At 72.7% G+C, this 23989-nt stretch carries 26 protein-coding genes and 1 pseudogene; 14 read left to right on the top strand and 13 right to left on the bottom strand.

Annotation, left to right across the window (positions count from 1 at the left end):
- Positions 1 to 418: 418 nt before the first annotated feature.
- Complete coding sequence (locus tag MRQ36_RS01335; protein ID WP_242791762.1) at positions 419 to 1261, top strand: hypothetical protein; 843 nt, start codon at positions 419 to 421, stop codon at positions 1259 to 1261.
- Between the two features lie 121 nt (positions 1262 to 1382).
- Complete coding sequence (locus MRQ36_RS01330) at positions 1383 to 2558, top strand: metallophosphoesterase (protein ID WP_242791760.1); 1176 nt, start codon at positions 1383 to 1385, stop codon at positions 2556 to 2558.
- Positions 2559 to 2721: 163 nt separating this feature from the next.
- Here the strand turns inward: MRQ36_RS01330 and MRQ36_RS01325 are convergent, their stop codons facing one another.
- Together MRQ36_RS01325 and MRQ36_RS01320 are read right to left on the bottom strand one after the other, a co-directional pair.
- Complete coding sequence (locus MRQ36_RS01325) at positions 2722 to 2910, bottom strand: hypothetical protein (RefSeq protein ID WP_242791758.1); 189 nt, start codon at positions 2908 to 2910, stop codon at positions 2722 to 2724.
- A gap of 101 nt (positions 2911 to 3011) precedes the next feature.
- Entirely contained in the window at positions 3012 to 6002 is a 2991-nt protein-coding gene (locus MRQ36_RS01320) for an RHS repeat-associated core domain-containing protein (protein ID WP_242791756.1), read from the bottom strand.
- On the opposite strand from MRQ36_RS01320, the gene MRQ36_RS01315 reads away from it, so the two are divergent.
- The 3 genes from MRQ36_RS01315 (at position 5989) to MRQ36_RS01305 (ending at position 8381) form a co-directional block, all read left to right on the top strand.
- Positions 5989 to 6318, top strand: a complete 330-nt coding sequence (locus tag MRQ36_RS01315; protein ID WP_242791754.1) for a hypothetical protein — start codon at positions 5989 to 5991, stop codon at positions 6316 to 6318. The genes MRQ36_RS01320 and MRQ36_RS01315 overlap by 14 nt on opposite strands.
- A gap of 720 nt (positions 6319 to 7038) precedes the next feature.
- Entirely contained in the window at positions 7039 to 7995 is a 957-nt protein-coding gene (locus MRQ36_RS01310) for an ABC transporter permease (RefSeq protein ID WP_242791752.1), read from the top strand.
- A 104-nt stretch (positions 7996 to 8099) separates the two neighbouring features.
- On the top strand, positions 8100 to 8381 hold the full coding sequence (locus MRQ36_RS01305; protein WP_242791750.1) for a PqqD family protein: 282 nt from the start codon (positions 8100 to 8102) through the stop codon (positions 8379 to 8381).
- Positions 8382 to 8429: 48 nt separating this feature from the next.
- Here MRQ36_RS01305 and MRQ36_RS01300 read toward each other — a convergent pair whose 3' ends face one another.
- Genes MRQ36_RS01300 through MRQ36_RS01290 form a run of 3 tightly spaced genes read right to left on the bottom strand, consistent with a single transcriptional unit; the run spans position 8430 to position 9749 of the window.
- On the bottom strand, positions 8430 to 8828 hold the full coding sequence (locus tag MRQ36_RS01300; protein ID WP_242791748.1) for a lasso peptide biosynthesis protein: 399 nt from the start codon (positions 8826 to 8828) through the stop codon (positions 8430 to 8432).
- Entirely contained in the window at positions 8821 to 8982 is a 162-nt protein-coding gene (locus tag MRQ36_RS01295; protein WP_242791746.1) for a hypothetical protein, read from the bottom strand. Before MRQ36_RS01295 ends, MRQ36_RS01300 begins: the two co-directional genes overlap by 8 nt.
- Positions 8982 to 9749, bottom strand: a complete 768-nt coding sequence (locus MRQ36_RS01290; protein WP_242791744.1) for a nucleotidyltransferase family protein — start codon at positions 9747 to 9749, stop codon at positions 8982 to 8984. The genes MRQ36_RS01295 and MRQ36_RS01290 overlap by 1 nt, the downstream gene beginning before the upstream one ends.
- Before the next feature lie 330 nt (positions 9750 to 10079).
- On the opposite strand from MRQ36_RS01290, the gene MRQ36_RS01285 reads away from it, so the two are divergent.
- Genes MRQ36_RS01285 through MRQ36_RS01275 form a run of 3 tightly spaced genes read left to right on the top strand, consistent with a single transcriptional unit; the run spans position 10080 to position 11491 of the window.
- Positions 10080 to 10226, top strand: coding sequence for a hypothetical protein (locus MRQ36_RS01285; protein WP_242791742.1), 147 nt, complete (start codon positions 10080 to 10082; stop codon positions 10224 to 10226).
- 24 nt (positions 10227 to 10250) lie between these two features.
- Entirely contained in the window at positions 10251 to 10865 is a 615-nt protein-coding gene (locus MRQ36_RS01280) for an ATP-binding cassette domain-containing protein (RefSeq protein WP_242791728.1), read from the top strand.
- 35 nt (positions 10866 to 10900) lie between these two features.
- The gene (locus MRQ36_RS01275) at positions 10901 to 11491 is read left to right on the top strand and encodes a GNAT family N-acetyltransferase (protein ID WP_242791724.1); all 591 of its coding nucleotides are present in this window, start codon (positions 10901 to 10903) and stop codon (positions 11489 to 11491) included.
- Here MRQ36_RS01275 and MRQ36_RS01270 read toward each other — a convergent pair whose 3' ends face one another.
- The 4 genes from MRQ36_RS01270 to MRQ36_RS01255 form a co-directional block, all read right to left on the bottom strand.
- On the bottom strand, positions 11492 to 11779 hold the full coding sequence (locus MRQ36_RS01270; RefSeq protein WP_374249716.1) for a BON domain-containing protein: 288 nt from the start codon (positions 11777 to 11779) through the stop codon (positions 11492 to 11494).
- A 37-nt stretch (positions 11780 to 11816) separates the two neighbouring features.
- Complete coding sequence (locus tag MRQ36_RS01265) at positions 11817 to 12428, bottom strand: STAS domain-containing protein (protein WP_242791721.1); 612 nt, start codon at positions 12426 to 12428, stop codon at positions 11817 to 11819.
- 77 nt (positions 12429 to 12505) lie between these two features.
- Entirely contained in the window at positions 12506 to 12781 is a 276-nt protein-coding gene (locus tag MRQ36_RS01260) for a GlsB/YeaQ/YmgE family stress response membrane protein (protein WP_242791711.1), read from the bottom strand.
- Positions 12782 to 12827: 46 nt separating this feature from the next.
- Positions 12828 to 13226 carry an STAS domain-containing protein gene (locus MRQ36_RS01255; protein WP_242791708.1) on the bottom strand — a complete coding sequence of 133 codons (399 nt, stop codon included), beginning with the start codon at positions 13224 to 13226 and terminating at the stop codon, positions 12828 to 12830.
- Positions 13227 to 13379: 153 nt separating this feature from the next.
- Between MRQ36_RS01255 and MRQ36_RS01250 the strand changes: the two genes are divergently transcribed.
- From MRQ36_RS01250 to MRQ36_RS01235, 4 genes and pseudogenes are all read left to right on the top strand, one after another.
- Positions 13380 to 14057, top strand: coding sequence for a response regulator transcription factor (locus MRQ36_RS01250; protein WP_242791706.1), 678 nt, complete (start codon positions 13380 to 13382; stop codon positions 14055 to 14057).
- Entirely contained in the window at positions 14054 to 15409 is a 1356-nt protein-coding gene (locus tag MRQ36_RS01245; protein ID WP_242791703.1) for a cell wall metabolism sensor histidine kinase WalK, read from the top strand. The genes MRQ36_RS01250 and MRQ36_RS01245 overlap by 4 nt, the downstream gene beginning before the upstream one ends.
- Positions 15406 to 15968: pseudogene (locus tag MRQ36_RS01240) on the top strand (GerMN domain-containing protein). Before MRQ36_RS01245 ends, MRQ36_RS01240 begins: the two are co-directional and overlap by 4 nt.
- Positions 15969 to 16154: 186 nt before the next feature.
- Entirely contained in the window at positions 16155 to 16424 is a 270-nt protein-coding gene (locus MRQ36_RS01235; protein WP_242791700.1) for a GlsB/YeaQ/YmgE family stress response membrane protein, read from the top strand.
- A gap of 52 nt (positions 16425 to 16476) precedes the next feature.
- On the opposite strand, the gene MRQ36_RS01230 is transcribed toward MRQ36_RS01235, so the two are convergent.
- The 4 genes from MRQ36_RS01230 to MRQ36_RS01215 form a co-directional block, all read right to left on the bottom strand.
- A complete protein-coding gene (locus tag MRQ36_RS01230; RefSeq protein WP_242791697.1) occupies positions 16477 to 18783 on the bottom strand; it encodes a helix-turn-helix domain-containing protein in 2307 nt (768 codons plus the stop codon).
- 103 nt (positions 18784 to 18886) lie between these two features.
- Positions 18887 to 21277 carry an excinuclease ABC subunit UvrA gene (locus MRQ36_RS01225; protein ID WP_242791695.1) on the bottom strand — a complete coding sequence of 797 codons (2391 nt, stop codon included), beginning with the start codon at positions 21275 to 21277 and terminating at the stop codon, positions 18887 to 18889.
- A 47-nt stretch (positions 21278 to 21324) separates the two neighbouring features.
- Entirely contained in the window at positions 21325 to 21735 is a 411-nt protein-coding gene (locus tag MRQ36_RS01220; RefSeq protein WP_242791682.1) for a VOC family protein, read from the bottom strand.
- Between the two features lie 5 nt (positions 21736 to 21740).
- Positions 21741 to 22190 (bottom strand): helix-turn-helix transcriptional regulator, encoded by a 450-nt coding sequence (locus tag MRQ36_RS01215; RefSeq protein WP_242791681.1) that lies wholly within the window; start codon positions 22188 to 22190, stop codon positions 21741 to 21743.
- 236 nt (positions 22191 to 22426) lie between these two features.
- On the opposite strand from MRQ36_RS01215, the gene MRQ36_RS01210 reads away from it, so the two are divergent.
- Complete coding sequence (locus tag MRQ36_RS01210) at positions 22427 to 23260, top strand: alpha/beta fold hydrolase (protein ID WP_242791679.1); 834 nt, start codon at positions 22427 to 22429, stop codon at positions 23258 to 23260.
- Positions 23257 to 23979 (top strand): alpha/beta fold hydrolase, encoded by a 723-nt coding sequence (locus MRQ36_RS01205; RefSeq protein WP_242791670.1) that lies wholly within the window; start codon positions 23257 to 23259, stop codon positions 23977 to 23979. Before MRQ36_RS01210 ends, MRQ36_RS01205 begins: the two co-directional genes overlap by 4 nt.
- Positions 23980 to 23989 lie beyond the last annotated feature (10 nt).

The raw sequence follows: 23989 nt of genomic DNA, 5'->3' as shown, positions 1-23989 counted from the left end.
CATCGTGGTCGGCGCCAGGCGAGGGGAGCTGGCCGGTCTCAAGTGGCCGCGCGTCGACCTCGTTCGGGGTGTTCTGCTGCTGCGCGCCCACCAGGAACGCCAAGCCGTGGAGAAGGCCGACGCGTCGCGCCACTGGCCCTCCGCCCGGCTCCGGCCGCCGCTCACCAGCCCGGCCGAGGAGTGGTCCGCCGCGAGCAGGAAGCACCACGCCGCACGGCTCGCCGGAGGCCCCGGGTCAGCGCCTCCGCGCTGGATGAAGAGCCTCGCCAACGTGAGAGCTGACTGTAGCCGCTCGCCGAGCCCACCCGGCCGGCGGATTCCGTGCCGGCAGTCGGCAAACGGACAGTGCCGGCCGTCGGCCGGGGCGCATCGTGGGAGCTGACACCCCTGCTGGGGGTTGGTCGGAGAGGAGGCCGTGATGGAGCTGGACCGGCGGTTGGCGCAGGACCCACCGGAACGCAGCGCGAGCGAGGTGATCGGCCCCCATCTGCTGGGCCGGGTGTACCGGCCGGACCCGCGGGACTGGTCGATGTCGCGGCTGATGGAGATCGCCGAGCCGCCGGAGGAGATCCGGCAGCGGACCATCGAGCAGGTGCTGAGCGAGACCACGTACTTCACCGACTGGCGGGCGTACCTGGTCTTCTGGCGCTGGCTCAAGAAACAGGCCGGCGGGATCCCACCCGCGCCGGGCCCGACGCCGGCCGGTGATGCGGCCCCGGCCTGGCAGCTGCCGCTCCAGCTGGACCAGGGCGACACCGGGCACTGTGTGGGCTTCGGCTGGTCGGGCTGGGTGGACGCCACGCCGGTCCCGGGGGAGTACCAGAACGCCGACGCGCATGCGCTGTACTACGAGTGCAAGGTGATCGACGGCGAGCCGCGGGCGGAGAACGGCTCGACCGTCCGGTCGGGGGCGCTGGCGCTGCGCAACCGGGGTCGGCTCGCGGCGTTCGCGTTCGCCGGCTCGCTGGCCGAGATCGACCAGTGGATCAACGCCCAGGGATCGGTGGTGGTCGGCACCAACTGGACGGACGACATGTTCCACCCGGACGCCGACGGCTACGTGAAGCCGACCGGCAAGGTGGCCGGCGGGCACTGCTACGTGATGCTGGACCGGCTGGACGAGGAGCAGGCGTACCTGTTCCAGAACTCCTGGGGGCCAGGCTGGGGCCAGCACGGCCGCTTCAAGATCAAGTGTGCCGACTTCGAAGGCCTGCTCTCCGCCGACGGGGAGGCCTGCTGCGCCGCCGAACTCCCGCACTGACCTCGATCCTCGGGGTTGGTCGGTCCGCGAGTAAACCCTGACCGGTTCCGTCCCGGTCTCCGGGCGTGGTCGATCCGGCCCGGACCGTGTCATGCTGCACGGACTCGACGGGAGGACGACGATGGCTGCTGGCGATGCCGTACAGGTGCGGCCGGCGCGACGGTCGCTGCGACCACTGGTGTCCGGGGCGACGCTGGTCGCGGTCCTGGCGTTGCTGTTCGGGCTGCCGTGGTGGACGTTGACGGTGGCGGCGCGGTGGCCGGCGCCGGTGGTGGCCGCCGGCACGAGCGTGTTCGTCGTCGCGATGGTCGCGTTCCCCGTCCTGATGTATCTCGGGCACGGCCGTCGGCGGCTGGACGCGGCGGCCCGCGCGGGGGACACGCTCCTCGGTCTGGTCTGGATCCTGTTCGTCTGGGCGCTGCTCGGCAACGTGGCCCGGCTCCCGCTGGCCGCCGCAGGGGTCGCCGATCCGGTGCGGTCCCGAGCGGTGGCGGTCGGTGCGGCGGTCGTCTCGGTCGTCCTGGCCGTCTGGGGGTACGCCGAGGCGATGCGGGTGCCCCGGGTCCGGCGGGTGGACGTCACCGTCGACCGGCTGGGTGCGGGCCTCGACGGGGTCCGGGTGGTGCTGCTGACGGACACCCACTACGGCCCGATCGACCGCGCCCGCTGGTCCGCCCGGACCATCGAGGTGGTCAACGGGTTGGCCGCCGACATCGTCTGCCACACCGGCGACATCGCCGACGGCACGGTTGACCAGCGGCGGGCGCAGGCCGCGCCGCTGGGCGCAGTCCAGGCCCGGCTGGCCCGGGTGTACGTGACGGGAAACCACGAGTACTACGGCGAGGCGCAGGGCTGGGTCGAGCACATGCGGGCCCTCGGCTGGGAGCCGCTGCACAACCGGCACCTCGTGGTCGAGCGGGGCGGTGCCCGGCTCGTCGTCGCCGGAGTGGACGACGTGACGGCAGCCTCGTCCGGCGTGGCCGGCCACCGGGCCGACCACGCCGCGGCGCTCGCCGGCACCGACCCGCGGTTGCCCGTGCTGCTGCTGGCGCACCAGCCCAAGCAGATCGACGACGCGGTCGCGGCCGGCGTGGATCTGCAACTGTCGGGGCACACCCACGGCGGCCAGATGTGGCCGTTCCACTACCTTGTCCGGCTCGACCAGCCGGTGGTGCAGGGTCTCAGCCGGCACGGCCAAACCCAGCTCTACACGAGCCGGGGGACCGGTTTCTGGGGTCCGCCGTTCCGGATCTTCGCGCCGAGCGAGATCACCCTGCTCACCCTCCGGGCGGGTTAGGGCCGTCGTGGCGTCGACCCGGTTCTCCAGCATCTGACAGCCTCGGCGAATGGCTGACGGACGACACGGCGATGACGCACGCTCTCCCCACTGGGGCTCCGATGAGCCAGGAGGCAGACCAGCCACCACGGCGGGCGCTTCGCGGCCGCCGTGGTGGCACAGGTCAGTTTCGCCTGGTCTTCAATACGACCAGCCCGGCGACACCAGCGATCAGTGCCGCGACCGAGACGATCAGCAAAATCCACGGTAGGGCATCTCTGCGTTCACCCGAGATCAACTCGTAGCCCGACCAGGCGACGATCCAGGGTGAAACGCATGTCAGATACCAGTAGCTGCTCTCAGCGATGCTCATCTTTTTTGGCGATGGTAGCCGGGCGAAGGGCAATGCGGTCACTCCTGTTTTCTCGACATGGCCAGGAGGTGAGGGCGGTCCCGCCGCCCTCACCTCCGCTTTCACAGAGTCGGCTTGGGCGGCAGGCTCTGGAGGAAGCCGAGGGCGGCGCCACCCGCCGCGCCGATCGCTCCTTCAGCAAGGGCGTTGCCCCAGTCGACCGGCTCCCCGTCCTCGTAATCGCCGATAGCTGACTGCGCGAATCCGCCGACGCCGCCGCCCACCGCACCTGCGATGACAGGGTTGCCGCCCGACAGACCCCACGCGGCCATGCCGGCAATTCCGCCGATCAGGGTACCGGCAAGTGCCGCCTTCCAGCTCAGGCCGGTTGGATCGATGTAGTTGACCGGGCTGTCGCCGGCGTACGCGTACCGGTTACCGTGCTCCGGACTACCGATGAAGCTCAGGCTGTCCGACTGCGTGAAGCGTCCCTGCGCAGGGTTGTACCACCGCTGCCCGAGCTTGGTGAACCCGGTGGTCAGGTCGTACGTCCCACCGGTGTACCGGATCAGGTTCGTCTGGCCGAGGTTGTACTCGTCAGTGGTGGTGCCGTTGCCGTACGGGTCGTAGCGGTAGGTGGCCGAGACGGTGCCGTCGGCCTTGACGATCGCCACCGGTGAGCCCAGCGCGTCCAGCACATAGGCGTAGTCGGTGGAGCCGAGCCGCAGGCCCAGCGGGGTACCGATGCCGTCCCGCTCGACGTACGCCGTCGACCCGTTCGCCGTCCAGGACTGCAGCCACGCCATCCCGTTCTGGTCCTCCATGCCGTACTGCATGGTGGCCGAGGCGTTCTGCACCAGCTCCACCTGGTCGGCGCCGGCGTAGGAGTAGGTGCCGCTGTTGGCCCCGGTCATCTGCTTGACCGAGTTGTAGGTCATCGGGTTCACCGACGGCGAGCTGCTGCGGGTCTGGTTGCCGCGGCCGTCGTAGGTGTTGTTGGTGGTGGTGACCTGGTTGGCCGTGTTGTAGGTCAGGGTCTGGGTGGTGGTGCCGTCGACCTTGACACTGGTGCGGTTGCCGTTGCTGTTGTAGGCGTAGTCGTAGGTCTTGCCGTTGTAGTTGGTGGCCTTGGTGAGCCGGTTGGCCTTGTCGTAGCTGAACTGGCTGACCGCAGCGGTCACCTCGTCCTTCTGCCACTGCCGCAGGCCGGTGTCGTCGGTCTTCAGAGTGGAGCAGGGCGAGCCGGAGACATAGTTCGCGTGGCAGTAGGTGACGTCGAAGACCGTGGCCGGGCTCGCCGAGTTGCGGGTGGCGGTGATCCGGGTCGGCCGGTTCGACTTGTCGTACGTGGTCTTGATCCGCAGGGCGTAGACGCTGTTGACGTCGTTGGCGGCGAAGTACGTGTAGGTACGGTTGCCGTCCTTGTCGTACTGGAAGTTGTAGCGTGTGCCCCCGGCGGTGTCCATCCGGACCAGCCAGTTCCGCGAGTTGTAGTAGTACCTCGTGGTGCCCCGACCGTCGGTCAGCTGCTCGAGGTTGCCCACCGGGTCCGGCACGTACTTGAGGATCCCACCGCCGGGGTTGTTCCGCTCGCGCAGCCGGTTGAGGTTGTCGTACGACCAGGTGGTGGTGCCGGTGGCGTCGGTGCGGGTGAGCAGGTTCCCGGTGCCGCCGTAGTCGAAGGTCACCGAGGGCTGCGTACCGCAGCCGGAGTAGGCGATCTCAGAGATCCGGTCGTCGAGGCTGTAGGTGTAGGTGGTGGTGCAGCCGTCGTCCACGGTCCTGAGCCGGCCGTACGGGTCGTACGTCATGGTCTTGGTCGCCAGGCCGTTGCCGGTCGGCGGGGTGACCGTGGTGAGCTGCTTGCTGCCGTCGTAGCTGTAGTTGGTGGGGTTGCCGGTGTTGGCCGGGTCGGTCGACGTCTTGACGGTGCCATCGGTGTTGTAGTCGACGTCGGCCTTCGCCGCGAGGGCGTCGGCTGTCGAGGTGCGGTTGCCGGCGCCGTTGTAGGTGTAGGTCGAGCTGTTGCTCTGGGTGTCGATCGACGACGACGGCTGGAAGTTCGCCGTCGGGTTGGTCGACGTGGCGGCATTGGCGTACGCGGCGGAGGCGCTGGCGCCGGTCGGCGACTCCGACTTGGTCATCGACTCACCGGCGTTCGCGCCGAAGGTGTTGGTGACCGTGGAGTTCTCCGGGCTGATGGAGGTCTTCACGTCGCTGAACGGCGTGTAGGTCTTGCTCTGGCTGTTGCCGGCCGGATCGATCGCCTCGGTGACCCGCTTGTCGCTGTTCAGGTTGTAGGTGGTGTGGGGCACCGCCGAGACGGCCAGCGAGATGTCCTGCCGCGCGTCGGCGACCAGCGTCTGGGTGGAGGTGGGATACGCCAGGCGGGTCGTGGAGCCCTGCATCGTGGCGTTGTCGGTGACCTGGGTCAGCGAGGTGACCCGGTGCTGGCCGTCGTAGGTCAGGGTGACGAAGGTGTTGTCCTTCGTGGTGATCTTCGTCAGGTCACCGGCGGCGTCGTACTCGAACATCACCTTGCGCCAGGTGGCCGACTGGATCGTCTGCAGGCGGCCGCTGCTGTCGTAGGCGTACGACACCTCACGCCAGCTGCCGTCGCTGGCGGTCTGCCGGTACTTCCCGATCTTCCCGGCCGTCCAGGTCGCCGCCGCCGTACGCGCCGAGGTGGGGCCGCGGTCGGAGGTGATGCCGGTCATCTGCCCGCCGCTGTAGGCGACATCGGTGACGTTGTCGTTGCGGTCCTCGGTCTTGTCGAGCAGGCCGTCGGAGCCGAAGAACAGCTCTTTCCCGCTGTCGTGCTCGGTGAGCTTCCAGCCCGTTCCGTTGTGCGCCAAGGTGGCCTTGAACTCACTCGGGGCGGCATAGCCGGAGCCGGAAGCGGTGAACTTGCCGACCACACCGTCGGCGGCCGCGTACGTCACCGAGCCGTCGTCGGCCGGGTAGAGCTTGACGTCCTGACCGGCGCGCGTGCGCCACCCGGCGCCGTGGGCGCCCGTGGCCAGGTCGCTTCCCAGCAGCAGGCTGTTGAAGGTCGCGCCGATGGTGACGTTCCCCGCTATGCCGGGCAGCGTGAGCTCGGTGCTGCTCAGCATCAGGTTGCCCGAACCGACGTTCACCTTCGCCTGCAGACGGTCGCTCAACGAGAACGACAGCTGGGTGGCGTTGCGTACCGGCCCGGTGCCCTTCGGCACCGACGGCGCCGCCCCGGCCAGGAGGGTGGTACGCGACGAGGACGTGTGCGGCGTGTCGAACAACCACACCGAGGACTTCGATTTCGGCGACACTACAGGCTTTCCCACCCTGTCCTTGCCGCCGGACGGAGCGGCGATTGCCGAACCACCTGTCGGAATCACCAGCACCGATGCAGCCAATAGCGCGGAGGCTATGACCACGGCTGCTTTGCGTTGACCCATCAACACTCCTCGTACGACTCCAGCGGACGTGTTTCCACTGGCGTGAAGCCATGCCGAAAAACTGCACACCGAACCGGAATGACCCAGCTCAGGACAGGTGTGATCGGCGCCCGGACGAGCGGGCGCCGATGAACGGCCAGAGATCAGACCGGCGAATGATCGTCCGAGCGGACGGCAGGCGGAGCCGTCCCCGGACCAGGAGGGGAATCGACTGGCACGGCCAGATCGTGATTGATCCGATGGGCGGCGTTGCCAGGGACCGGTATCAGAAGGGCGAGCGGGAAGAGGGGCACCGCAATGAGCAGAAGATTGTCACCCCTGTGCCACCGCGGACGGCGGACAACTGCCGGTCAGCGCAATCATGTGAACCCCCGTTGGATTGATTGCTCAGCAACAATTACTTCGAATGCTATCCACCGTATGGACAGGAGTCCATAGACGTTACGCCTTGACAGCACCTATCGCCAGCAACAGCCCCAAAGGGGACACACAATTGACTCAGCGTCACGAGATCATCACCCACGAGCTGGCGTACACGATCCCGAACAGGCGCGGTCGCACCCCGGTGAAGACCGACGCCGCCTCGTCGAGACCACCCACGGCTGCCCTTCCAGGGTCGTTCGTGCCGCCCACGCTAGCCCGCCGGCCCGCATCGGATGTCTGCCGGGAGTGCCGTATCGGCCGCAGGCGCGTTAACCGATGGGAGGAGGCGCGCATGCGGGGATTCGACGGGCTGCCGGCGGGCGGCGGCGCTGCCGCCGGACGGCCGGGGGCGGAGCCGTCCGGCATCGACGTGCTGCTCGCGGGCCCTCCCGGGGTGCGCGTCGCGGAGAACGGCGACCGTCGTACGCCCGGCGGGGCGCCGTCGCAGTGGCGGGCCGGCGGGCGGGGGCTGCTGGCGCTGCTGCGCCGGGACCTGACCGAGCGACGCGGGCTGCGCCTGTCGTTTCTGCTGGACCTGCTCTTCGGGCTGCTCAACCTGCTGGTCTTCCTGTTCGTGTCCCGGGTGCTCACGCCCGTACCGGCCGGCGGCCTGGAGCGGGCGGCCAGCTATTTCGACTTCGTCGCGGTGGGCATCGTCTTCCTGCTGGTGCTCCAGGCCGCCACCCTGCAGGTGGTCGCCCGGGTGGTCACCGAGCAGCGGGACGGGACCCTGGAACTCCTTGCCGCGCAGCCGGTGCCGGCCTGGTCGGTCGGGCTGGGACTGGCCGGCTACCCGTTTGCCTTCGCGCTGGTGCGCGCCGCGCTCTATCTGGCCGTGCTGGCCGGCTTCTTCGGCCTGCACGTCGGCCACGCCGACTGGCCCGGGGTGGCGGTCATGCTGGCTCTCACGGCCCTGTGCACGCTGCCGTTCTGCGTGCTGCTGATGGGGATCGGGGTCGCGGTCGGGTACGGCGATCCCGCCGCCCGGCTGCTGGTGGTGGCCCTGTCGTTCCTGTCCGGCACGTACTTCCCGCCGTCGGTGCTGCCGCACGTCCTGCACCCGGTGTGCGCGGTGCTGCCGACCCGTATCGCGCTGGACGGGCTGCGGCACGCGCTCGGCGGGGGCGGTTGGCGGGGCGCGGCCGCGGTACTGGCCGGGATCACCGCCGTACTGCTGCCGTTGTCCGCCTGGATCTTCGATCGTGCGCTGTGGCTCGGCCGGCGCCGGGGGGTGCTCACCCGTGACTGATGTCGCTCGCCTCCTCGTCGGTGCCGGCGAGCACTCCCGGTGAGGGGACGGGCGCAGCAGAACTGGCCGGCGGCACCGCGACGACCTACTCAGGAGGAACCGAGATGAACACCGACACTTCGACCGTCTACCGGGTCCGGGACGACCGGGTGGCCTGGCGGGCGGCGGGCGACGAGGCGGTGCTGCTGGACGTCCGGCAGTCGGTCTACTTCGCGTTGGACCGCTCGGCCGCGCTGCTCTGGCCGTACCTGGTGGCGGGGGCCACCGTCGGGGAGCTGGCGGGGGTGCTGGCCGGGCGGGAACCGGTCGATCCGGAGCGCGCCGTCGCCGACGTGCACGCCTTCCTCGCCGAGCTGGAGGCCGCCGACCTGCTCGAACGCCGCTGACAGCCGTGTCGCCGGCGGGCCCGGCGCGGCGGCGGGGCGGCGGTCCGGTCAGGGCAGCCAGGAGGGCGGCGCCGGCCGCCGCAGGATCTCCGCCAGCTCGTGCCGGTGCGGGTCAGGGTCGCCGTCGAGCCAGGCGTGGGCGTGGAAGCCGGCGCCGGGCCCGCTGACCCCGATCACCACGGTCCGGGTCACCCCGTGCCGGGCGAACCAGCGCTGCCGCACCAGCGCACTCTCCAGGCAGTTGCCGCCGCTGCGGCGCAGCGCGTGTCGGACCAGGGTGTCGGTGCCGCCGGGTGGGGGCGCGGAGAGACGTACCGCGTCCAGCCCGCCCCGGGCGAGCTGGCGGCGTACCCGTCGGCAGGCCAGCATCGTCCAGGCCGCCAGGGCCAGGCCGAGCGGCCCGTGCCGGCGGGTCAGCCGGGCCAGGGCCCGCAACCGGTCAGTCATGCTGCCGCCGCCGCGCCGTCCGCAGCTCCTGCAGCGCCCGGGGCAGGCCCCGGACGTGCCGGCCGGCCCGCCGGACGTACGCCCGCAGCAGGCCCCACCGGCCGTGCCGGGCGCCCGCGTCGAGCTGCCGCAGGTAGGGCGGTGGCGGCACCATCAGCCGGGCGAGGAAGCGGAGGCGGTGCCCCGGCCCGGACTGTTCCGCCCAGCGGGCCAGGCCGACCGAGGTGGAGCTGGCCAGCCGGGCGGCGAGCCAGGCCGACGACGGTCCGGGGTGGTCGGCAGGCCGAGGCGGTCCGCGAGCGCCCTGCCGGTCGGCAGCACCCGCAGCCCGACGGTGAACGCCGCTGTGGCGGCGCAGTCGGCGGCGAGCCGGCCCGCCGCGTCCCAGGCGTCCGGGGGCAGGACCGTCAGCGCGCGGGCCAGGTCCTGGGCGGGTTTGCCGACGCCGCCGGGGGTGGCGGCGTGCAGGGCGGCCAGCAGGGCGGCGCCGGACTCGTCCGGTACGAGGACGTGCCCGCCGGCCAGGTCGAGGGGCCCCGCACCGGCGCGCAGCGACCGCCACAACGCGTCGGGGTCGCCAACCCCGGCGAAGCCGCGGTGCAGGTCCACGGCCAGCGGCAGCGGACCGGGGGCGGACCAGGGCTGCTCGTGCCAGGGCCCGGCGACGTCGTACAGGTCGGGGGGAAGTGTCGGCCGGTAACCGGCGGCGTGCAGGGCGGTCTGCGCGGCGGTGATGGTGTGCGGTGCGACGAGCAGGTCCACGTCGGCGTAGAGCCGGTCGACCCCGAGCCGGCGGGCCAGCCCGGCGCCCTTGAGCAGCACGCTGTCGACGCCCTGCCGGCGCAGCAGGTCGCTGGTGGACACGGCCAGGGCGTCGAGGGCGAGGCAGCGCAGCGCGAGGCCGCCGGTGGTGGTGGTCACGGCTTGACCGTCGCGACCGGCAGGCCGGGGAGCGCCGATCCCACCAGTGCGTGGATGCGGGACGAGGGTGGCATCGGACCTGCCTTTCCGGGTGGTGGCACGGTGCACGGCGGGCACGGGCACCCCGTGGGCCCGGCCGATTGCCGGCAGTGGGAAGAACGAATGCGAAATAGCCTTACATGCATTGAAATGGGGCTATCTTGGTATATCATGTTCTGGCAGGTCGGTGGCCTGCTGGCACCGCGTCCGTCACCCTGTCCCGCCCGCCGTTCACTGCCGGTGCCCGCCGACGCCAGCGACGGTCGGCATTCCTGGCGAATGAGAGATTTGATGAAGATTGCTCCGGCATGGTCGGCTCCGCAGGGCTACCGGCTACCGCGGTTGCGTCGGCTCGACGCGCCGGCCGGGCTGATCCAGGGCGGCTTTCCCGGCGTCGACGACGCCGAGGGTCGGGCCGGCCTCCAGAGATCGATCTGACCGCGCGGTCCACTCGGTCCTGACATGCTGCGACTCGACGGTGCCGGGCGAACCTTCCGGCGACGCCCGGTCTTCTCGGGCCTCGACCTGGCGGTCGCGCCCGGCACCCGGTTGCTGCTGACCGGTGGCAACGGCGCCGGCAAGACCACCCTGCTGCGCTGCCTGGCCGGCACGCTCGCGCTGAGCGCCGGCCGGGCCACGGTCGCCGGACGCCCGGCCGGCTCACCCGCCGCCCGCCGGCTGGTCGGCGTCGCGCTCGCCCCGGAACAGACCCTCTGCGGCCAGCTCTCCGGGCATGACAATCTGCTGCTGGTGGCCCGGATGCGACTGTCCACCCGGGAGGCCGCCCGGGCCGTCGCCCGGGTCGAGGAGGAGCTCGGCATCACCGACTACGCCCGGGTGCCGGCGAACCAGTGCTCCGCCGGGATGCGGGCCCGGATCAGCGTCGCCCGTGCCCTGCTCGGCGACCCGCCGGTGGTGCTGCTCGACGAACCCGGGCGGTCCCTGGACGCCGCGGCGCGGGCGCTGCTCTGGGCCGCGCTGGACCGGCGTCCGGGGCTCACCTGCGTGTTCGCCTCCCACCTGGCCGAGGACCGGGCCAGGTGCGACCGTGCCCTGGCCATGCCGGTACGTCGCTGAACCCGCGACCGGACACCGCTGCCTAGACTCGGCCGGTGTTCCGGCCGACGTACCCGATCCGCACCGCGCGGCTCACCCTGCGCCCGGTCACCCTGGGCGACCTCGACGACGTGCACGCCTGGCAGCGCCGGCCCGACGTCGTCCGGTGGATGCTCGGCGCCGAGCCGCGTACCCGGGAGCAGTCCCGGGCGTCGGTGCTCGCCATGGCGGCCGAGGACGCGCTGCGCGCGGAGGGCGACTGCCTGACGCTGGCGGTCGCCACCGACGCCGGCGTGATCGGGACCGTGGAGCTGGTGTGGCGCAGCCGGCGCGACCGCACGGCCGAGATCGGGTACGTCTTCCACCCCGACCACGGCGGCCGGGGGCTGGCCACGGAGGCCGTCACGGCGCTGCTGGCCCTGGGGTTCGACGAGTTCGGGCTGCACCGGGTGTATGGCCGGTGCCACGCCGGGAACGAGGCGTCCGCCGGGCTGATGACCCGGCTCGGCATGCGACAGGAGGCCCGCCACGTGCGCAGCTACCGGTTCCGGGGCGAGTGGGCCGACCAGCTCGTCTTCGCCGTGCTGGCCGACGAGTGGCGGGCCGCGACCGCGGGTCCCGGACCGCTCGGACCCGCTCCTGGCTGATCAGCGCCGGGGCCGCGAGAGCCGCAGGGCGTTGCAGACGTCGAACACGTCGTCGGTGTCCCACGCGATCTCCCCGGCGACCTGCCGGGTCTCCGGGTCGGCAACGATGCCGGTGAGGACCACCACGCGGTTCTGCACGCTCACCACGATCTGCTGACGGCGGGTGGTCCAGTCGCTGCTGAGCCGCTGGGCGACGGCCGTGGCGATCCGGATGTCGTGCTCGGCCGGCGGCGGCGACGGGTCGGCCTGCCAGGGGTGCTCCTCGGGGAACTGGCCGGGCATCAGCACCGAACTCTCCTCTCGCTGGGTTGACGGGACACGACGGTCACGAGCCGGCGTACGACAGCGTCGTGGTGGGCGGCGTCGGGTCGCCGGTGGCCAGGTGGGCCAGGGCGTCGGTACGGCTGTCGAAGACCGGGAAGACCCCGTCCAGGCGCATCGTGTGCAGGACCGTACGGATGAACCGCGACGGCGCGGCGAGGCAGAGCGTGACGCCCCGCTCGCGGGCGTCCTGGTGCGCGCGGACGAGCAGGCCCAGGCCGGTGGAGTCGATGACGTGCACGCCCCCCAGGTCCACCACGACGTGCCGGCCCGTCTCGGCGGCGTGGCGCAGCGCGGTGCGCAGCGTGTCGCCGGTGTCCAGGTCGAGGTCGCCGGTAGCGGTGATGACGGTCGCGTCGTCGAGATGGTCGATGCCGAGGATGCCGCCGGGCCCGTGCCCGTCGCACCGGGTGGGGCCGCCGCCGGACGGGGGCAGCAGACTGCAGTGGGGGCAGCGGTGCGGGCCGGTGGCGAACGGGGAACCGCTCCACCCGTGCTCGGACACCAGCGTCCAGACGACCTCCGCGTCCGGGAGCACGCAGGCGGTCGCGGTGACCGTCTCGCCGCAGCTGTCGCAGATCAGGGTCATCAGGTGGTCGTCCGGGACGACGGTCATGTGCTGGTCCTTCCTCCGTGCCCGGCGGGTGTGCCGGGCGACGACACCCGGTCGGGTTCGACCCGGGTGTCCGTGGTTCAACCGGTGGGCGAGCGGTCCCGGCCGGTGGTGGCGGCGACGAGCACCACCCCGACGCCGGCGACGCCGATCTGGACGAGCAGGTCCGGGACGCCGAACCCGGTGGCGCCGAGGCCGGCGAGCCGGGCGGCGACACTGCCGAGCAGTGCCGCGACGGTGCCGACCGCCGGGGTGAGCCACACCGGGATGCCCCGCCGGCCGGGCATGACGAGCCGGCCGAGGGCACCCACGACGAGGCCGACGACGAGGGCGCTGATCAGGCCGTGGACGCTCATGCTGCCTCCTGCGCCGGAGCTGCCGGTACCGCCGCTGTCCGGCGGGTCAGTGCGGGGTGGCGACCGCGGCCCTGCCGCAGGCGGCCGGCACCGGCCGCGCGGGTGGTACCGCCGGGTCGCCGGCCGGTGCGGTGCCGGTCACCACCGGTAGGACCTGGTCCAGGCGGGCGGTCTGCAGGATGCGCCGGATCCGCGGGTTCGGGTCCCGGACGGTGAGCGTCCCGTCGGCCCGCGCCAGCCGCCGGTGCACGTCCAGCAGCAGGCCGATCGCGGCGGCGTCGACGTGCCGGCAGCGGGACAGGTCCACCACCACCTGCGCGGGACGCAGGGCCAGCAGCCGGTCGAACACGGCGCCCGTCTCCGGCAGGCAGGCCAGGTCGAACTCGGTGACGCACACCTCGACCAGCGGCAGCGTGCACCCCGCGGGCGCCAACGGCGTCGTCACGGTCGTACCCCTTTCCTCGCGGACCCGGTCGCCCACCACCGTGCCGGGCCGGTGCGGCGGTCACCGCGCGGACCTGTGACAGTTGCGTGACAAATCCGCCAGCCGGCGGCCACGGTTGGCGGCCCGCCCGGCGGCCCGGGGATGATGCCGGGCATGACGGCCGTACTGGTGATCGAGGACGACGACCGTATCCGCCTGGCCCTGCTGCTCGCGCTCGAGGACGAGGGGTACGACACCCTCGGTGCGGCCACCGCCGAGGAGGGCCTGCGCCGCCAGCGCCGCGAGCCGGCCGACTACGTCCTGGTGGACCTGATGCTGCCGGGCCTCGACGGCTTCGAGTGCATCCGGCAGCTGCGCCGGGACGACGACGTGCCGATCGTGGTGGTCAGCGCCCGCGACGACACCCACGACATCGTCGCCGCGCTGGAGGCCGGCGCCGACGACTACGTCGTGAAGCCGGTGGCGATCAAGGAACTGACGGCCCGGCTGCGCGCCCTGCGCCGCCGCGCCCGTCCGGTCGTCGCCACCGCACCGCCGGTGCTCGTCTTCGGCGACCTGGAGATCAGCCCGGAGGCGGGGGAGGTGCGCCGCGCCGGCCGGCCCGTGCCGGTGACCCGCACCGAGTTCCGGCTGCTCTGCGAGCTGGCCGAGCACGCCGGCCGGGTGCTGTCCCGGCAGCAGCTGCTCAGCCTGGTGTGGGGCTACGACAGCGGCGACGAACGACTGGTCGACGTGCACGTCGGCCGGCTGCGGCAGAAGATCGAGCCGGACCCGGCGAACCCCGAGCACCTGGTCACCCTGCGCGGCCTCGGCTACAAGTTGCAACGATGAGACGCCTCGGACTGCGTGCCCGGGTCACCGCCGCGTACGCCGTCGGCGCCCTCCTGCTCGCCGTGTCGATGGCCCTGGTCTCCTACGAGCTGACCCGCCGCTCGCTGCTCGACGAGCGGGAACGCACCGCCCTGCGCGTCGCCTACTTCGACGCCACCGTCGTACGGGCCGGCCTCGACACGGACGTCCCCGACGTGGTGGCGGTGCTCCGCTCGCTGGACACCGGCGGCAGCCGGCGCCCCGTGCTGCAACTCGACGGCCGGTGGTACGCCCGCACCGCCGAACCGGTCGCCACCACCGCCATCCCCGCCGAGCTGCGCCAGGCCGTCGCCACCGGTGCGCCGGCGGTGCAGCGGGTCCGCGTCGACGGCCAGACCGCGCTGGTGGTCGCCGTTCCGCTCTCCGCGACGGCCACGTACTACGAGGTCAACTCCCTGCGCGAGCTGGAGCAGACGTTCCAGGTGCTGGCGCTCGCGCTGACCACCGTGGCGATCATGGTCGCCGGGTCCGGGGCGGCGCTCGGCTGGTACGCCACCCGGCACGGCCTGCGCCCGCTGACCGCCGTCGCCAGTGCGGCCGAGAAGATCGCCGCCGGTGACTTCACCACCCGCCTCGACCCGGCCACCGACCCCGACCTGACCCGGCTCTCCACCTCGTTCAACCAGATGGTCGACCAGCTCGCCCACCGCATCGAGCGGGACCGCCGCTTCGCCGCCGACGTCAGCCACGAACTGCGCTCCCCCCTGCAGACCCTCGCCGCCGCGGCCAGCGTCCTGGCCCGCCACCGTGCGCACCAGGACGAGCGCACCGCCACCGCCGCCCGGCTGGTCGCCGACGAGATCGACCGGTTCCAACGCCTGGTCAACGACCTGATCGACCTCGCCCGCAGCGACCAGCCCGCACACCGCGTCCCGGTGGACGTGGTCGCCCTGGCCCGCGAGGCGTGCGCGGCCCGGGACCTGCCGCTCTCCCTGGTGCACACCGCACCGCGGCTGCCCGTGACCTGGCGGGTCGAGCGGCGACGCGTCGCGCAGGTGCTGGCGAACCTGCTGGACAACGCGGTGACCTACGGCGGGGGACCGGTCGCGCTGCGGCTGACCCGCGACGGCGACACCGGCGTCATCGAGGTCGACGACGAGGGGCCCGGCGTACCCGTCGAGGACCGGGACGCGATCTTCGACCGCTTCGTCCGGGGGCGGGCCGCGCACACCCGCGGCACCGGCGACGGCACCGGCCTCGGGCTCGCCCTCGTCGCCCAGCACGCCGCCGCCCACGCCGGCGACGTCGCCGTCACCGACCGCCCCGGCGGCGGCGCCCGCTTCCGGGTCACCCTGCCGGGGAGCCTGCCGTGAACCGCCGCCGCCTCGCCCCGCTGGCCCTCGTCGCGTTGCTCGCCGGCTGCGGCGTCCCCACCGACGACGCCCCCGTACGGTCCAGCCGCCGCCCGGGCCGTTCCCCGTGCCGGCCCCGGCCGACAGCACCGCGCCCGCCGGTCCCGCCACCGAGACGCTCTGCTTCGTCCGCGACAACCGGATCGTCCCGGTGCTCCGACGCGTCGACCGGCCGCCCACCGTCGGAGAACACCTGCGGCACCTGCTGGCCGGACCCACCACGACGGAACGCGACGCCGACGTCGCCAGCGCCCTGCCCGGCGCGATCAGCGCCGCCAGCGCCGCCGTGGCCGGCAACCGCGCCCAGGTGACCCTCGACGACGCCGGGGACGACACCGGCCGCAGCGACGAGGTGCTGGCCTTCGGGCAGATCGTCTGCACCCTCACCAGCCGCGCCGACGTGACCGCCGTGGTGTTCCAGCGGGACGGCGCGCCGCTCGGCGTGCCCCGCGCGGACGGCTCACTCTCCACCGGGCCGCTGACCCGGGCCGACTACGCCCCCCTGATCAGCCCGCGCTGACCCCCGACGAGCCGTCACCGCCGACCGGGGTGCCGTTGCCGGCGGCGCGGGCGTGACCGGCCTCACCCGGCCCATGACAGTCGTGTGACAAAACAGGCCCACGCCCCGGTCGCCGGTTTGGGCGGCCCGCCGCGCGGGGCACGGAGACGTCGCTGACGACGAGACTTCTAGGAAGGGACGGCTCCCGTGGAGGTAACGGGCTTCTTCACCGCCATCATCATCGGACTGATCATCGGCGCCCTCGGCCGGCTGGTGGTGCCCGGCAAGCAGAACATCCCGATCTGGCTCACCCTGCTGATCGGTGTGGTCGCCGCGATCCTCGGCACCCTCGTCGCCGGCGCCCTCGGCGTCGACGACACCAGCGGCATCGACTGGATCGAGCTGCTGCTCCAGGTCGTCTTCGCCGCGATCGGCGTCTTCATCGCCGCCGGCGCCTACGGCCGCCGCCGCCACTGAGCCGCACCCCGATGGGCCCACCTCCCGCCCGGGAGGCGGGCCCATCGGTGCGTCAGGCGACCGTCGCCAGCAGGGCGTGCACGCCCTCGGCGTCCGGATGGGCCATCTCGGTCAGCAGTCCGTACGCGGTCCGCCAGGTCTCCCGCGCCCCGTCCCGGTCGCCGGTGTCGACCTGCACGTCACCGAGGCGTACCAGGGTGCGCGCCTGCTGGTAGCGGTCACCCACCTGCGCCCGCAGGTCGGCCGCGCACCGGTACGCGGTGATCGCCGCCCGGTGCCGGCCGAGGGCGTGCTGGACCGAGCCGAGGGTGTCCCGGACGGCCGCCTCCCCCCGCCGGTTGCCCACCCCGTCCAGCAGCGTGATCGCCTCCTCGACGATTGGCAGCGCCGCCTCGGCCCGGTTGCGCTCCAGGTGGTTGACGGCGACCAGGTTCAGGGTCAGGCCCTGCCCGTTGCGGTTCCCCGCCGCCCGATAGAGCTCCAGTGCCAGCCCTGCGTGGTGCAGCGCCAGTTCGGCGCGGCCCTGCCACTGGTGGGTGGTCGCCAGGCCGCGCTGGCCGGCCGCCTGCCCCTCGACGTCGCCGAGCCGCGCGAAGAGCGCGAGCGCCGCGGTGAAGTGCGGCAGCGGATCCTCGACGTCGGTGACCAGGGCGGCCAGACCCAGCCCGCGGTGGACCTGGGCGAGAGCGTAGGTGTCGTCGAGCCGGCGCGCGGCCCGCAGCGCGGTGTGCAGCGCCGCCGTCCAGTCGGCCCAGTGCCCCCACCGCTCCAGGTACTGCTCCAGCGTCCAGGCCAGCCGCCAGGCGGCGTCGTCGCAGCCGTCGGCGTACGCGGCCTCGACGGTGGCGAGCAGCGCCGGGCGGTGTCCGCTGAACCAGTCGGCGGCGGTGCCCTCGTCCCCGGGCCGGACGACCGTCACCGCGGGTTCCGGCTCCGAGAGCAGCACGATGGCCGGCCGGGTGGGGCTGATCTGCCGGTCCGCCGCGTACGCCGAGTGCAGGTAGTGGTCGTACAGCCGGCGCAGCGCCGCCTCGCGTTCCTCGGCCGACCCGTCCGCGCACAACTCGGCGGCGTAGGCGCGCAGCAGGTCGTGGAAGGCGTACCGGCCGGGCAGCGGCTCGGTGACCAGGTGCGCCCCGGTGAGTTCGGCCAGCAGCGGCCGGACCCGGTCGACCGGCGTGCCGGCCAGGCTGGCGACCGCCTCGACGGCGGCCGGTGCACTCGGATGCAGCGCCAGCAGGCGGAACAGCCGCGCCGCGGCGGGGCCGAGCGCGGCGTACGACCAGGAGAAGACCGTCCGCGCGTCGGCGCTCGCCTCGGGACCGGTGAACGACCCGAGACCACCGGCGGCCCGGCGCAGCTCGTCGGCGATCGAGGCGAGCGGGAACTGCCGGTGGGTGGCGGCCCGGGCGGCGACGATGGCCAGCGCCAGCGGCAGTCGGGCGCACCGCTCGACGATCTCGTCGACGGCGTCCGGTTCGGCGGCGATCCGGGCCCGGCCGATCCGGCGGGTCAGCACCTCCCGGGCGTCGTCCCGGTCCGGCAGCCCCAGCGGGACCGGGTGGGCGCCGTGCGTGGCGACCAGACCGGGCAGCTGGCTGCGACTGGTGACGATGACCAGGCTGCCGGCCGCGCCGGGCAGCAACGACCGGACCTGCCCGGTGTCGCGGGCGTTGTCCAGCAGGATCAGCGTCCGCCGCCCGGCGAGCAGGCTGCGGTAGAGGGCGGCCTGCGCGTCCACCTCGGCGGGCACCTGGCGCGACGGCACCCCGAGGGCGGTCAGGAACCCGCGCAGCGCCTCCTCGGTGGGGGCGGGCCCGGCCGGGTCGAAGCCGCGCAGGTCGACGTAGAGCTGGCCGTCCGGGTAGCGCGGGGCGAGCCGGTGCGCGCAGTGCACGGCCAGCGTGGTCTTACCGATGCCGGCCATGCCGGTGACCACGCTGACCAGTGGTGCGCCGGTCGTCCCGGCCGACGTCAGCCCGTCGACCAGCTCCGCCACCTCGTCCCGGCGGCCGGCGAAGACCGCGAGGTCCGCCGGGAGCTGGGCCGGCAGGGGACTGACGGGCGCCGGATCCGGCTGCGTCGGCGTACGGCCGGGGGTCGGCTGCCGGCCGTGCGCGGTGCGCCGGCGGCCGGCGCGGGCGGCTGAGGTCAACGCCGTGCGGCGCTCCGGGTCGAGCCGCAGGGCGTCGGCGATCGCCGCGACCGTACGGGTCTGCGGACCGTGGCTCACCCCGCGTTCCATGTCACTGATCGCCCGGTCGCTGACGCCGGAGCGTTCCGCGAGCTGTTCCAGGGTCAGGTCGGCGCTCTGGCGCAACGTTCGCAGCAACGGCCCGAAGGCCTCGTCGTCCGGCATCTGGATCTCCCGGGGGTGGTTCTCCGGGGGATTCTTCCACGCGCCGCCGGCCGGTCGACCGGTTCGTGACCGGCGTCCCACCTGGTGCGCTGCCCCGCCCCGGTCAGCCCTCCACGTACGCGGCGAGGTGCTCGCCGGTGATCGTGGCGCGGGCGGCGACCAGCTCCGCCGGGGTGCCCTCGAAGACGATCCGGCCACCGTCGTGGCCGGCGCCCGGGCCCAGGTCGATGATCCAGTCGGCGTGTGCCATGACCGCCTGGTGGTGCTCGATCACGATGACCGACTTGCCGGCGTCGACGAGCCGGTCGAGCAGGCCGAGCAGCTGCTCGACGTCGGCGAGGTGCAGGCCGCTGGTCGGCTCGTCGAGGACGTAGACGCCGCCCGGCTCGCCCAGATGGGTGGCGAGCTTGAGCCGCTGCCGCTCGCCGCCGGAGAGCGTGGTGAGCGGCTGGCCGAGACGGAGGTAGCCGAGCCCGACATCGGCCAGGTGGGACAGGATCCGGTGCGCCGCGGGTGTCTTCGCGGCGCCGGCGGCGAAGAACTCGCCGGCCTCGTCGACCGACATGGCGAGCACCTCGCTGATGTTCCGGCCGCCGAAGGTGTGTTTCAGCACCTCGGCCTGGAACCGCCTGCCCTCGCACTCCTCGCAGACGGTGGCCACGCCGGCCATCATCGCCAGGTCGGTGTAGACGACCCCGGCACCGGTGCAGGCCGGGCAGGCGCCCTCGGAGTTGGCGCTGAACAGCGCCGGCTTCACGCCGTTGGCCTTCGCGAACGCCTTGCGGATCGGGTCGAGCAGTCCGGTCCAGGTCGCGGGGTTGCTGCGCCGGGAGCCCCTGATGCCCGCCTGGTCCACCGCCACCACCCCGTCCCGGCCCGACACCGAGCCGTGGATCAGGGAACTCTTGCCCGAGCCGGCCACCCCGGTCACCACCACCAGCACGCCGAGCGGGATGTCGACGTCGACGTCGCGCAGGTTGTGGGTGCCGGCGCCGCGCACCGGCAGCACCCCGGTGGGCGTACGCACCGACGGCTTCAGGGCGGCCCGGTCGTCCAGGTGCCGCCCGGTGACCGTGCCACTGGACCGCAGCCCCTCGACGGTGCCCTCGAAAACCACCTCGCCGCCGCCGCTGCCGGCACCGGGACCCAGGTCGACGACGTGCTCGGCGATCGCGATCACCTCGGGCTTGTGCTCCACGACCAGCACGGTGTTGCCCTTGTCGCGCAGCTGCCGCAGCAGGTCGTTCATCCGGGCGATGTCGTGCGGGTGCAGCCCGACCGTCGGCTCGTCGAAGACGTAGGTGACGTCGGTCAGCGCGGAACCGAGGTGCCGGATCATCTTCGTGCGCTGCGCCTCGCCACCGGACAGGGTGCCCGAGGGGCGGTCGAGGCTGAGATAGCCCAGCCCGATCGCCACGAACGAGTCGAGGGTGCGCCCCAGCGACGCCAGCAGCGGCGCCACGGACGGCTCGTCCAGCTGCCGTACCCAGACGGCGAGGTCGCTGATCTGCATCGCGCAGGCGTCGGCGATGCTGATGCCCCTGATCTTCGACGACCGGGCCGCCGCGGTGAGCCGGGTGCCGGCACACTCCGGGCAGGTGGTGAAGGTGACCGCCCGCTCCACGAAGGCGCGGATGTGCGGCTGCATCGCCTCCGGGTCCTTGGCGAGCATGGACTTGCGGATCTTCGGGAGCAGCCCCTCGTACGTCAGGTTGATGCCCTCGACCTTGATCTTCGTGGGCTCCCGGTGGAGCAGGTCGTGCAGCTCCCGCTTGGTGTACCTACCGATCGGCTTGTCCATGTCGAAGAAGCCGCAGCCGCCGAAAATGCGGCCGTACCAGCCGTCCATGGTGAAGCCGGGCACGGTCAGCGCACCCTCGTTGAGCGATTTGCTGTCGTCGTAGAGCGCGGACAGGTCGAAGTCGGTGACCGCGCCGCGCCCTTCGCAGCGGGGGCACATCCCGCCGGTGATGCTGAAGCTGCGCCGCTCCTTCGTGGTCCGACCGGCGCGTTCCACGGTGACCGCGCCCGCTCCGCTGATCGAGGCCACGTTGAAGGAGAACGCCTGGGGCGAGCCGATGTGCGGCCGGCCGAGCCGGCTGAAGAGGATGCGCAGCATCGCGTGCGCGTCGGTGGCGGTGCCGACCGTGGAGCGGGGATCGGTGCCGAGCCGCTGCTGGTCGACGATGATCGCGGTGGTCAACCCGTCGAGGACGTCGACGTCGGGCCGGGCCAGCGTCGGCATGAAGCCCTGCACGAACGTGCTGTAGGTCTCGTTGATCATCCGCTGCGACTCCGCGGCGATCGTGCCGAACACCAGTGAGCTCTTGCCCGAGCCGGAGACCCCGGTGAACACCGTCAGCCGGCGTTTCGGGATCTCGACGCTCACGTCCCTCAGGTTGTTGACCCGGGCGCCGACCACCCGGATCAGGTCGTGGCGGTCGGCGGCGTGCGGCGCCGGCGAGCCCGGGTCCGTCCCGGTGGCCGTGGTCATCGTCTCTCCATCGCTCGGGCGGGTCGGGGACGCGGTGGCCGGACGGCTCAGCGCGTTTCCCGGATGCGGATCAGGTTGCCGGCGGGGTCGCGGAACGCGCAGTCGCGCATGCCGTACGCCTGCTCGATCGGCTCCTGGACCACCTCGGCGTCGCTGGCCTGGAGCTTCTCGAAGGTGCCGTCGAGGTCCGGGGTGGCCAGCAGGATCCAGCCGTAGGTGCCCTTGGCCATCATCTCGGTGATGGTGCGCCGCTCGTCGTCGGTGACCCCGGGGTCGACGGCCGGCGGCGCCAGCAGGATGGAGGTGTCGGGCCGGCCGACCGGGCCGACCGTGATCCAGCGCATCTTGCCCTGCCCGACGTCGTTGCGGACCTCGAAGCCCAGCACGTCGCGGTAGAAGGCCAGCGAGGCGTCCGGGTCGTCGTGCGGGAGGAAGGTGGTGTTGATGGTGATGTCCATGTCGATCAGGCTAGGTGCGCCGGCACGAGCTGCGCTTCTCGATTCCTGACCGGTCGGGTCACCTGTTTCGCCAGGCACGGCGGCATCCCCGCGGTCACCCGCGCCCCCTCCTGCCGGTAGACGCTGGGCGACACCCCGACCAGCTCCGAGAAGCGGGTGCTGAAGGTGCCCAGCGACGAGCAGCCGACCGCGAAGCAGATCTCGGTGACGCTGAGGTCACCGCGCCGCAGCAGCGTCATCGCCCGCTCGATCCGCCGGGTCATCAGATAGGAGTACGGCGACTCGCCGTACGCGCGCCGGAACTCGCGGCTGAGGTGCCCGGCCGACATGTGCGCGCCCCGGGCCAGCGCCTCGACGTCCAGCGGCTGCGCGTACTCCCGGTCGATGCGGTCGCGGACGCGGCGCAACCGGGCGAGGTCCCGCAGCTGCTGCGCCGGGTCGGGTCTGCTGGTCACCTGCGCGATCGTGCCACGCGGCACCCCGGTTGCCCAGCACCGCACCGCACAGACACCCCCTGAGGTGCGCAAACGGGCGGACGCGGCCGGTTTCCGCGCCACTTCTGCGTGTCTTCTTCGTGGTGCCTCCGGACGCGGCCCGGTTGACTCTGGGTGAGCGATTCGCCAAGGCCGGCAGGCGCGGGGCCTGCGGGACTTCCGGCGACCCGATCCCCTCTCATCACCAGGAGTGCGCCATGCCCTACGTCAAGGTCGGCGAAGAGAACAGCGGCGACATCGAGATCTACTACGAGGACCACGGGACCGGCCAGCCGGTCGTGCTGATCCACGGCTACCCGCTCAACGGGGCGTCCTGGGAGAAGCAGTCCCGGGAGCTGCTCGCGGCCGGCCACCGGGTCGTCACGTACGACCGGCGCGGCTTCGGCCGGTCCAGCCAGCCGACGGTCGGCTACGACTACGACACCTTCACCGCCGACCTGAACACCCTGCTGGAGCACCTCGACCTGCGCGACATCATCCTGGTCGGCTTCTCCATGGGCACCGGCGAGGTGACCCGCTACCTCGGCACCTACGGCTCGGACCGGGTCCGCAAGGCGGCGCTGCTGGGCGCCATCCCGCCGTTCCTGCTGAAGACCGACGACAACCCCGAGGGGGTCGACCGGCAGGTGTTCGAGGACATCAAGGCCGCCGTGGTCGCCGACCGGCCGGCGTACTTCAAGAGCTTCCTCGACAACTTCTACAACGTCGACGTGCTGGGCGGCACCCGGATCAGCGACGAGGCGTGGCAGAACAGCTTCGTCACCGCGCTCGGCGCCTCCACGTACGCCGCGTACGCCTGCGTCGACACCTGGCTGACCGACTTCCGCGACGACCTGGCGAAGATCGACGTGCCGACGCTGCTGGTCCACGGCGACGCCGACCGGATCCTGCCGCTCGAGGCCACCGCCGCCCGGCTGCCGGGGCTGATCGCCGACCTGCGCTTCGAGGTGGTCCCGGACGGCCCGCACAACATCGCCTGGACGCACCCGGAGCTGGTCAACCGCTATCTGCTCGACTTCATCGCCGCATGAGCCGCCCGTCCGCGCCGACGGTGGTGCTGGTGCACGGCGCGTTCGCCGACGCGTCCAGCTATGCGGCGGTGACCGCGGAGCTGCTCGCCGGGGGCGTCGAGGTCGTCGTGCCGGCGGTACCCAACCGCAGCCTGACCGGTGACGCCGCGTACGTCGCGTCCGTCGTCCGGCAGATCCCCGGCCCGGTGCTGCTCGTCGGGCACTCCTACGGCGGCGCGGTCATCACCGTCGCCGGGGCCGAGCAGAACGTGGTCGGCCTGGTCTACCTGGCCGGCTACGCCCTGGCGGAGGGGGAGAGCCTCGGCGAGCTGCAGGGCCGCTTCCCCGACTCCGACCTGGCCTCGGCGCTGGTCCAGACGCCCTACCCGACGGGAGACGGCGGGGAGGGCACCGACGTCTCCGTCGACGCCCTGCGGTTCCCGGCGATCTTCGCCCACGACGTCGACCCGGACCTCGCCGCCGTGCTGGCGGTCTCCCAGCGGCCGCTGGCCGCGGCCGCGTTCCGCGAGCCGGCGCCGGTGGCGGCCTGGAAGACCCGGCCGTCCTGGGGCGTGGTGGCCGCCGCCGACCACACCATCAACCCCGACGTGGAGCGCTTCGGCTACCAGCGGGCCGGGATGACCACGGTCGAACTCGACTCGTCCCACCTGATGATGCTGTCGCGCCCGACGGACGTCGTCGCGGTGATCCGCGAGGCGATCCGAGCCACCTCCGCCTGACCGACCGACC

It is taken from the genome of Micromonospora sp. R77 (assembly GCF_022747945.1).
Classification (GTDB): domain Bacteria; phylum Actinomycetota; class Actinomycetes; order Mycobacteriales; family Micromonosporaceae; genus Micromonospora.
Note: the sequence above shows the minus strand (reverse complement) of the source record. Positions and strands in the feature narration are given on the sequence as shown.